Annotated in this window: 5 protein-coding genes and 3 tRNA genes; 5 read left to right on the top strand and 3 right to left on the bottom strand. The window is 69.4% G+C overall.

Annotation, left to right across the window (positions count from 1 at the left end):
* Nucleotides 1-66: 66 nt before the first annotated feature.
* The gene (locus tag DEJ05_RS16925; RefSeq protein WP_146245134.1) at nucleotides 67-1,527 is read right to left on the bottom strand and encodes an NlpC/P60 family protein; all 1,461 of its coding nucleotides are present in this window, start codon (nucleotides 1,525-1,527) and stop codon (nucleotides 67-69) included.
* Between the two features lie 34 nt (nucleotides 1,528-1,561).
* The gene (locus DEJ05_RS16920; RefSeq protein WP_111028726.1) at nucleotides 1,562-2,839 is read right to left on the bottom strand and encodes a M23 family metallopeptidase; all 1,278 of its coding nucleotides are present in this window, start codon (nucleotides 2,837-2,839) and stop codon (nucleotides 1,562-1,564) included.
* A gap of 258 nt (nucleotides 2,840-3,097) precedes the next feature.
* Here DEJ05_RS16920 and DEJ05_RS16915 point away from each other — a divergent pair.
* The 3 genes from DEJ05_RS16915 to DEJ05_RS16905 all read left to right on the top strand — a co-directional run bounded on the left by DEJ05_RS16915 (nucleotide 3,098) and on the right by DEJ05_RS16905 (nucleotide 3,374).
* Nucleotides 3,098-3,170 (top strand) — tRNA-Glu (locus DEJ05_RS16915).
* A 53-nt stretch (nucleotides 3,171-3,223) separates the two neighbouring features.
* Nucleotides 3,224-3,300: transfer RNA gene (locus DEJ05_RS16910), tRNA-Asp, on the top strand.
* 1 nt (nucleotide 3,301) lies between these two features.
* Nucleotides 3,302-3,374 (top strand) — tRNA-Phe (locus DEJ05_RS16905).
* 140 nt (nucleotides 3,375-3,514) lie between these two features.
* Here DEJ05_RS16905 and DEJ05_RS16900 read toward each other — a convergent pair.
* Nucleotides 3,515-4,525: an aldo/keto reductase family protein gene (locus tag DEJ05_RS16900; protein WP_071404504.1), complete on the bottom strand. Its 1,011-nt coding sequence runs from the start codon at nucleotides 4,523-4,525 to the stop codon at nucleotides 3,515-3,517.
* 243 nt (nucleotides 4,526-4,768) lie between these two features.
* On the opposite strand from DEJ05_RS16900, the gene DEJ05_RS17920 reads away from it, so the two are divergent.
* Nucleotides 4,769-5,398, top strand: coding sequence for a hypothetical protein (locus DEJ05_RS17920; RefSeq protein ID WP_146245133.1), 630 nt, complete (start codon nucleotides 4,769-4,771; stop codon nucleotides 5,396-5,398).
* A 58-nt stretch (nucleotides 5,399-5,456) separates the two neighbouring features.
* Complete coding sequence (locus DEJ05_RS16890) at nucleotides 5,457-6,449, top strand: NAD-dependent epimerase/dehydratase family protein (RefSeq protein WP_111111183.1); 993 nt, start codon at nucleotides 5,457-5,459, stop codon at nucleotides 6,447-6,449.
* Nucleotides 6,450-6,479: the final 30 nt, after the last annotated feature.

Below are 6,479 nucleotides of genomic sequence, written 5' to 3'. Positions count from 1 at the left end.
CAGGTACGCCCGATCTCGCTTGGTACCGCAGCCGCTCTGGGAAAGAACGGGCACTCCGGGAGCGGGCTACAGGGAACCGCTCGGGCGGGCGACGTACGGCATGAGCTGGTTCGGCAGCCAGATCGCGCGCTCGACGACGCCGACGCCGGGGCGCGCGGCCTCGACCATGGTGCCGTAGCTCGTCACGATCGAGTCGTGGTACGCCCCCGAGGCCGTGCCGTTCGACGAGTAGAACAGGATGTCGCCGGGCTGGCGCTGGGACAGCGGGACGAGGCGACCGATCGACTTGAAGTAGTTGTACTGCCAGACCACGTTGTGTCCGCCGGTCGCGATGCCCTGCGAGCTGTAGGCCATCATCACGAGGCCGGAGCAGTCCCAGGTGTTCGGGCCAGCGCCGGTCAGGACGTACGGCTCGCCGAGCTGGGCACGGGCGAACGCGATGGCGCCGGCGGCCTTCGAGGGGCTGCTCGGGGCCGGAGCGGGCGCCGGTGCCGGAGCAGGCGCGGGTGCCGGCTTGCTCGGCGTGCTGGGGGTGCTCGGCTTGCTCGGGGTGCTCGGCTTCGCGGGGGTGCCGGGGTTCGACGGAGTGCTGGGCTTGGACGGCGTGCTCGGCACGGCCGGGGTGGAGGTCCCGCCGCCGGTGCTGCCGGTGCCGCCCGTGTTGCCGGTGTTGCCGGTGTTGCTGCCGCTCGTGCCGCCGCCGGTGGCGTTCCCGGTGCCGGAGCCGTTCCCGGTGCCGGTGTCGCGCGTCTGCTTCGCGATGGCGGCCGCGGCGGCCTTCGCCTGCTGCGCGCTCCAGTACGCGGTCTCCGTCGCGACGCTCGTGCCCTTCAGGTACGCGAGCTGGCGCAGGACCTCGGCCTGCTGGTCCTGTTCCTTCTGCACCCGGGCCTGGGCGCCCGCGGCCACGTCGTTGGCCGTCGCGAAGGTGGTCTTCGTCGCCTCGGTCGCCTTGCTCAGGGCCTTCTCGGCCGCGGAATGCTGGGCGGCCAGGGACTCGACGGTCTTCTGGTCGGCGCGTGCCTCGGCCAGGACGGTCGCGGAGCGCTCGGACAGGTGCGACATCGTGCCGACGCGGTAGAGCAGGTCCTTCGAGTCCGACGAGTCCATGAGCATGGTCGTCGACAGGTCACCGCCGCCCGTGCGCGACAGCTCGACCACGAGCCCGGCGACCTGGCCGGCCGAGTCGTCCGCCCGGGCCTTCGCACGCTTCGACTGCGCGGACAGGTCGGCGAGGGTGTCCTTCGCCTCCTGCTGCTGCGACGCCGCGAGGGCGTACGCCTGCCCGGCCTGCTGCTCGGCGACACCGGCCTGGTCGGCGGCGTCCTGCAGCGTGCCGAGCCGGTCGCTCAGCTCGTCGACCGTCTGCTGGGCGTCGGCCGCATCGGACTTGGCGGCCTTGACGTCGTCCCAGGACGGACCCGAGGGTGCGGCCTGGGCCGGTCCGGCGACGACGACCGACAGGCCGATGCCGAGCACGGCGATGGTCGCGATCCCGCAGGAGAACGAGCGAGCGGAGGTGGTCATGACGTGGGTCGACGCCTTCTGGTGGCGCTGATGCTCATACCGAGATCCCCCGCGCTGCCATGAAGGGGACCGGGTCGACGGCAGCGCCGTTGATCCGGGTCTCGAAGTGGAGGTGGCACCCGGTCGACCAGCCGGTCGAGCCGATCTTGGCGATCTGCTGTCCGGCGGTGACGTGCTGTCCGGCGGTGACCATGATCCCGCCGTCGACGACGTGGCCGTACGCGGTGGAGATGCCGCCGCCGTTGTCGAGGATGACCTCGTTGCCGTACCCGCCACCGTTGCCGGCGAAGGTGACGGTGCCGTCGTGCGCCGCGTAGATCGGGGCGTAGCAAGCGGGGGCCAGGTCGACGCCCGCGTGCAGGGCGCTGACGTGCGTGTAGGGGTCGACGCGGTAGCCGTAGGGGCTGGTCTGGAACCCGCCGGCGGGTCGGACCCAGCCCGCCGGGTTGGCGCTGCCGCCGCCGGTGCCGCCCTGGCTGGTCGCCGCGGCCTTGGCTGCTGCCTTCGCGGCGGCTGCTGCGAGGCGGGCCTGGCGGGCCTTCTCGGCGGCGACGCCCTTGCGGTAGTCGGCCTCGACGCCGCGCTGCTTCGACGTGAGCGCGGTCAGCTGCGCTTCGAGCCGGGACTCGTTGTCGTTCTGGGCGTCGACCGCCGTCTGCGCGGCGTCCGCGGCTCCCTGAGCCTGCTGCATCTTCGACTGTGCGGCGTCGGCGAGGTCCCCGAGGGCCTGCTTGGCGCGGTCGGCCTTGTCGGCGAGGCCCTGGGCCACACCGCGGTCCTGCGAGGCCTGCGCGTAGATACCCTCGGACTGCTCGCTGAGCTTCGACATGGCGCCGAGTTCGTAGAGCAGGTCGCCGGAGTCGGACGGGTGCGTGAGGATGTCCGTCGTCACGTCGTCACCGCTGGTGCGACCGAGCTGGGCGGCGAGCTGACCGGCCTGCTCCTCCGACCGCGCGGCGGTCTGCTTGGCTTCATCCGCCTGCGACTGGAACTTCTTCTGCTTGAGCGTCGCCTCGTCGTACTTGTTCTGCGCGGCCTGGTACGCCTCGCCCGCGGCCTGTGCGGCCTTCTGCTTGGCAGCCGCTTCGCTCTTCAGCGACGAGATGAGCGACTTGATCTCGCTGACCTTGGCCTGCTGGGCACTGGTCGACGACTTCGCCCGCTGCACCTCGTCCCAGCTGGGGTAGCTCGCGGCGCTGGCGGACGAGGCCGAGGCGAGGACCGCGAGCGTGCCGGCCGTGAGCGCGACGGCGACCGCGGCGGCGATCAGGCGGCTGCGGGAGCGGAGGGAGAAGGGAGTGGAGGTCGACATGTATCTCGATTTCGTAACAGCGCGGCAAGGCTCACGCACGTAACACTGTTAACAGGTGCAACAGTAACAACACGGGTCGCAGGCTCGACAGCCCCTCGGACGAGGGGTGCGGACGCCGACGATGCTCGCACCGACAGCATCGGAGACCCGTGCGCTGACGGCGCGACACGCCGGGGATGCGCGGTTGGCGGGGTCGGATTTGTGAAACCCGGGGGGCATCCGTATGCTTGTCCATCGGTAGCGCGATGCACTGCTTGCGGCCCTATCGTTTAGTGGCCTAGGACACCGCCCTTTCACGGCGGCAGCACGGGTTCGAATCCCGTTGGGGTCACTCCTTGAGTGAGCGAGCAAGTAGTACTGAACAACACCACAGCAATTCAATATGGCCCTGTAGCGCAGCTGGTTAGCGTGCCGCCCTGTCACGGCGGAGGTCGCGGGTTCAAGTCCCGTCAGGGTCGCCACGGCTGGATAGCTCAGTTGGTAGAGCGTTCGACTGAAAATCGAAAGGTCCACGGATCGATGCCGTGTCCAGCCACCGGTGAAGGCCCCCTGCTTCGGCAGGGGGCCTTTTCCGTTGTCTGGCCGGTGTGACCTGCTCGCAAAGCACCGGTGTTCGCGCATGGAGCCGCGGCATGCGCGTGTTCAACGGGCGAACACCGGTGTTTTGCGGACTGCCTACGCCTCGCGGGTCTTCGGGCTGCTGTCGTTCGTCTTCGCGGGGTCGCGCTCGACCACGGCGCCCAGGGCATCGTCGATCCGCGACATGAGCTCCGCGGGGATCGTGACGCCGGCAGCGCCCGCGTTGTCGTGCACCTGCTCCGGACGCGAAGCCCCGATGATCGCCGAGGCGACGTTCTCGTTCTGCAGGACCCAGGCGACCGCGAGCTGCGCCATGGACAGGTTCAGCTCGTCGGCGACCGGCTGCAGCTCCTGCACCGAGGACAGCACCTCGTCGCGCATGAACCGCTTGATCATGTCCGCGCCGCCCTTGTCGTCGGTCGCGCGGGAGCCCTCGGGCAGCGGCTGACCCGGCTTGTACTTGCCGGTGAGCACACCCTGGGCGATCGGAGACCAGACGATCTGCGAGATGCCGAGTTCCTTCGAGGTGGGGACGACCTCGTCCTCGATGACCCGCCACAGTGCCGAGTACTGCGGCTGGTTTGAGATGAGCTGGAAGCCGAGGTCCTTCGCGAGCGCCGCCCCCGCACGCAGCTGGTCCGCGGTCCACTCGCTGACGCCGACGTACAGGACCTTGCCCTGACGCACGATGTCCGCGAAGGCCTGCATCGTCTCTTCGAGCGGGGTCTCGTGGTCGTAGCGGTGCGCCTGGTACAGGTCGACGTAGTCCGTCTGCAGCCGCTGCAGCGAGCCGTCGATCGACTCGAGGATGTGCTTGCGGGACAGCCCGGTGTCGTTGTGGCCCTTCGGACCGGTCGGCCCGAACACCTTCGTGGCGATCTCGAGGGACTGGCGCCGCTCCCCCTTGAGGGCTTCGCCGAGGACCGTCTCCGCGCCGGTGTTGGCGTAGACGTCGGCGGTGTCGAACGTCGAGATGCCGACCTCGAGGGCGGCCTTGACGCAGGCGATCGCCGCGTCGTTCTCGACCTGGGATGCGTGGGTGAGCCAGTTGCCGTAGGTGATCTCGGAGACCTTGAGGCCCGAGTTGCCGAGGTAGCGGTACTCCATGTGCGTGTCACTCCTGTCGTGGGGCGCGTCGGTGCGACCCGAACCGTGACGGTAGTCCGACGTCGTCGGCGCGCACTCGGCAAGGCGGCGCGGCGCTGTACGCTGATGTTTCAGAAACGGTCGGCAAAGACGAAACCCCGGCGATGTGGCCTGAGCCAGTGATCGTTCCGGGGTCTTCGATATATGAGTTTACGGGGCGAGCGTTCGATGTCAACTGGAGGTCGCGTGGAGCCGGCGGACGTAGTGGACCTGCTGACCCGGGAACGCCTTCGTTCCTACTTCCACGCTGTGCCCGACGACGCACGCGCTGTCGGGCTCTACGAATGGAACATGCGAGCTGCAGCTGCCGTGATGGAGCTGACCGGGGCGGTCGAGATCGTGGTGCGCAACGCCGCAGACGTGCAGCTCTGCGCTTGGGCAACTGCTCGTCACCCCGGCTCGTCCTGGCTCGACGTCGTTCCCCTCGACGCCCAAGGCAAGAACGATCTGGTCGTCGCGCGACGACGTGCCACGCGAGGGGGGAAACGAGCAGAAGTGCACGGGCGAGTCGTCGCCGAACTGAGCTTCGGGTTCTGGCGGTACCTGTTCGAGTCTCGTTACCTGACGGCCCTGTGGACACCGGCACTCCACCGCGCGTTCCCACACGGCCCGGCGGATGCGCTGACTCGCCAGCGCGAGGTTCGGACACGTATGCAGCAACTGCACTTCGTGCGGAACCGCGCCGCGCACCACGAGCCGATCCATGGGCGTGATCTTCGGCGGGACCACGATTACGCGATCGAACTGCTCGGATGGATCCACCCCGGCGCCGCGGCTTGGGCACAGGACGTGACGATGCTCGGCACGGTGCTCGGTGCCCGACCCAGCATCTGAGGGGCAGGATCGGAGGGGGTCGGCGCAGGGCTGCGCCGCGGAGAGCGAGGGAGCATCCATGACCGGAGCGAGCGTGTTGTTCATCGGCGGGAGCGGCGTCATCAGCGCCGCCTGCGTCCGGGAAGCCGTCGAGCAGGGGTTCGACGTGACCGTGCTCAACCGGGGGACCACCGGGGGCAGGCCGATCCCGGAGGGTGTGACGCGCCTCCAGGCCGACGTGTCGGACCGCAGCGCACTGGCGGACGCACTCGGCGACCAGCGCTTCGACGTGGTCGTGAACTGGATCGCCTTCACGCCGGACCAGGTGCAGGCCGACGTCGACTTCTTCGCCGGGCGGACGCGGCAGTACGTGTTCATCAGCTCGGCCTCGGCGTACCAGACGCCGGCGACGCACCTGCCGATCACCGAGTCGACGCCGCTGAAGAACCCGTACTGGCAGTACTCGCGCGACAAGATCGCGTGCGAGGAGCTGCTGATGGAGGCGTACCGGGAGCAGGACTTCCCGGTGACGATCGTGCGTCCGTCGCACACCTACGACGAGACGAAGCTGCCGCTGACCGGCGGCTGGACCGCGGTCGCTCGGATGCGTGCCGGCAAGTCGGTCATCATCACCGGCGACGGCACCTCGCTGTGGACCCTGACGCACAGCCGTGACTTCGCGGTCGGGTTCACGGGGCTGCTCGACCGGGCCGAGGCGATCGGTGAGCCCTTCACGATCACGAGCGACGAGGCGCCGACGTGGAACGCCATCGCGCACGAGATCGCGGCGGCGGCCGGAGTCGAGGACCTGCGGATCGTGCACGTGCCGGCGGACGCGATCAACGCCGTCGACCCTGAGTGGGGCGCGGCGCTGCTCGGCGACAAGGCGAACAGCTCGGTGTTCGACAACAGCAAGGTCCGGTCGCTCGTGCCGTGGTACCGGCCGCGGACGACCTACCGGCAGGGTGTGCGCGAGGTCATCGCCTGGTACGAGGCGCACCCCGAGGAGCAGGTCGTCGACGAGCGGCTCGATGCCGTGATGGACGAGTTGGCGGCGCGCTGGGCGGTGTGAGCCGCACCCGGTGACGCGCGCCGGCGCACG

Origin of the sequence: Curtobacterium sp. MCLR17_045, from assembly GCF_003234405.1 — a bacterium.
In the GTDB taxonomy this organism is placed as follows: domain Bacteria; phylum Actinomycetota; class Actinomycetes; order Actinomycetales; family Microbacteriaceae; genus Curtobacterium; species Curtobacterium flaccumfaciens.
This window is presented reverse-complemented; position numbering and strand designations above follow the sequence as displayed.

What these genes read in the sequence shown, in the direction of transcription:
- DEJ05_RS16920 (WP_111028726.1), bottom strand. Translation starts at nt 2,839, where the DNA reads ATGTCGACCTCCACTCCCTTCTCCCTCCGCTCCCGCAGCCGCCTGATC.
- DEJ05_RS16925 (WP_146245134.1), bottom strand. Translation starts at nt 1,527, where the DNA reads ATGACCACCTCCGCTCGCTCGTTCTCCTGCGGGATCGCGACCATCGCC.
- DEJ05_RS16900 (WP_071404504.1), bottom strand. Translation starts at nt 4,525, where the DNA reads ATGGAGTACCGCTACCTCGGCAACTCGGGCCTCAAGGTCTCCGAGATC.
- DEJ05_RS16890 (WP_111111183.1), top strand. Translation starts at nt 5,457, where the DNA reads ATGACCGGAGCGAGCGTGTTGTTCATCGGCGGGAGCGGCGTCATCAGC.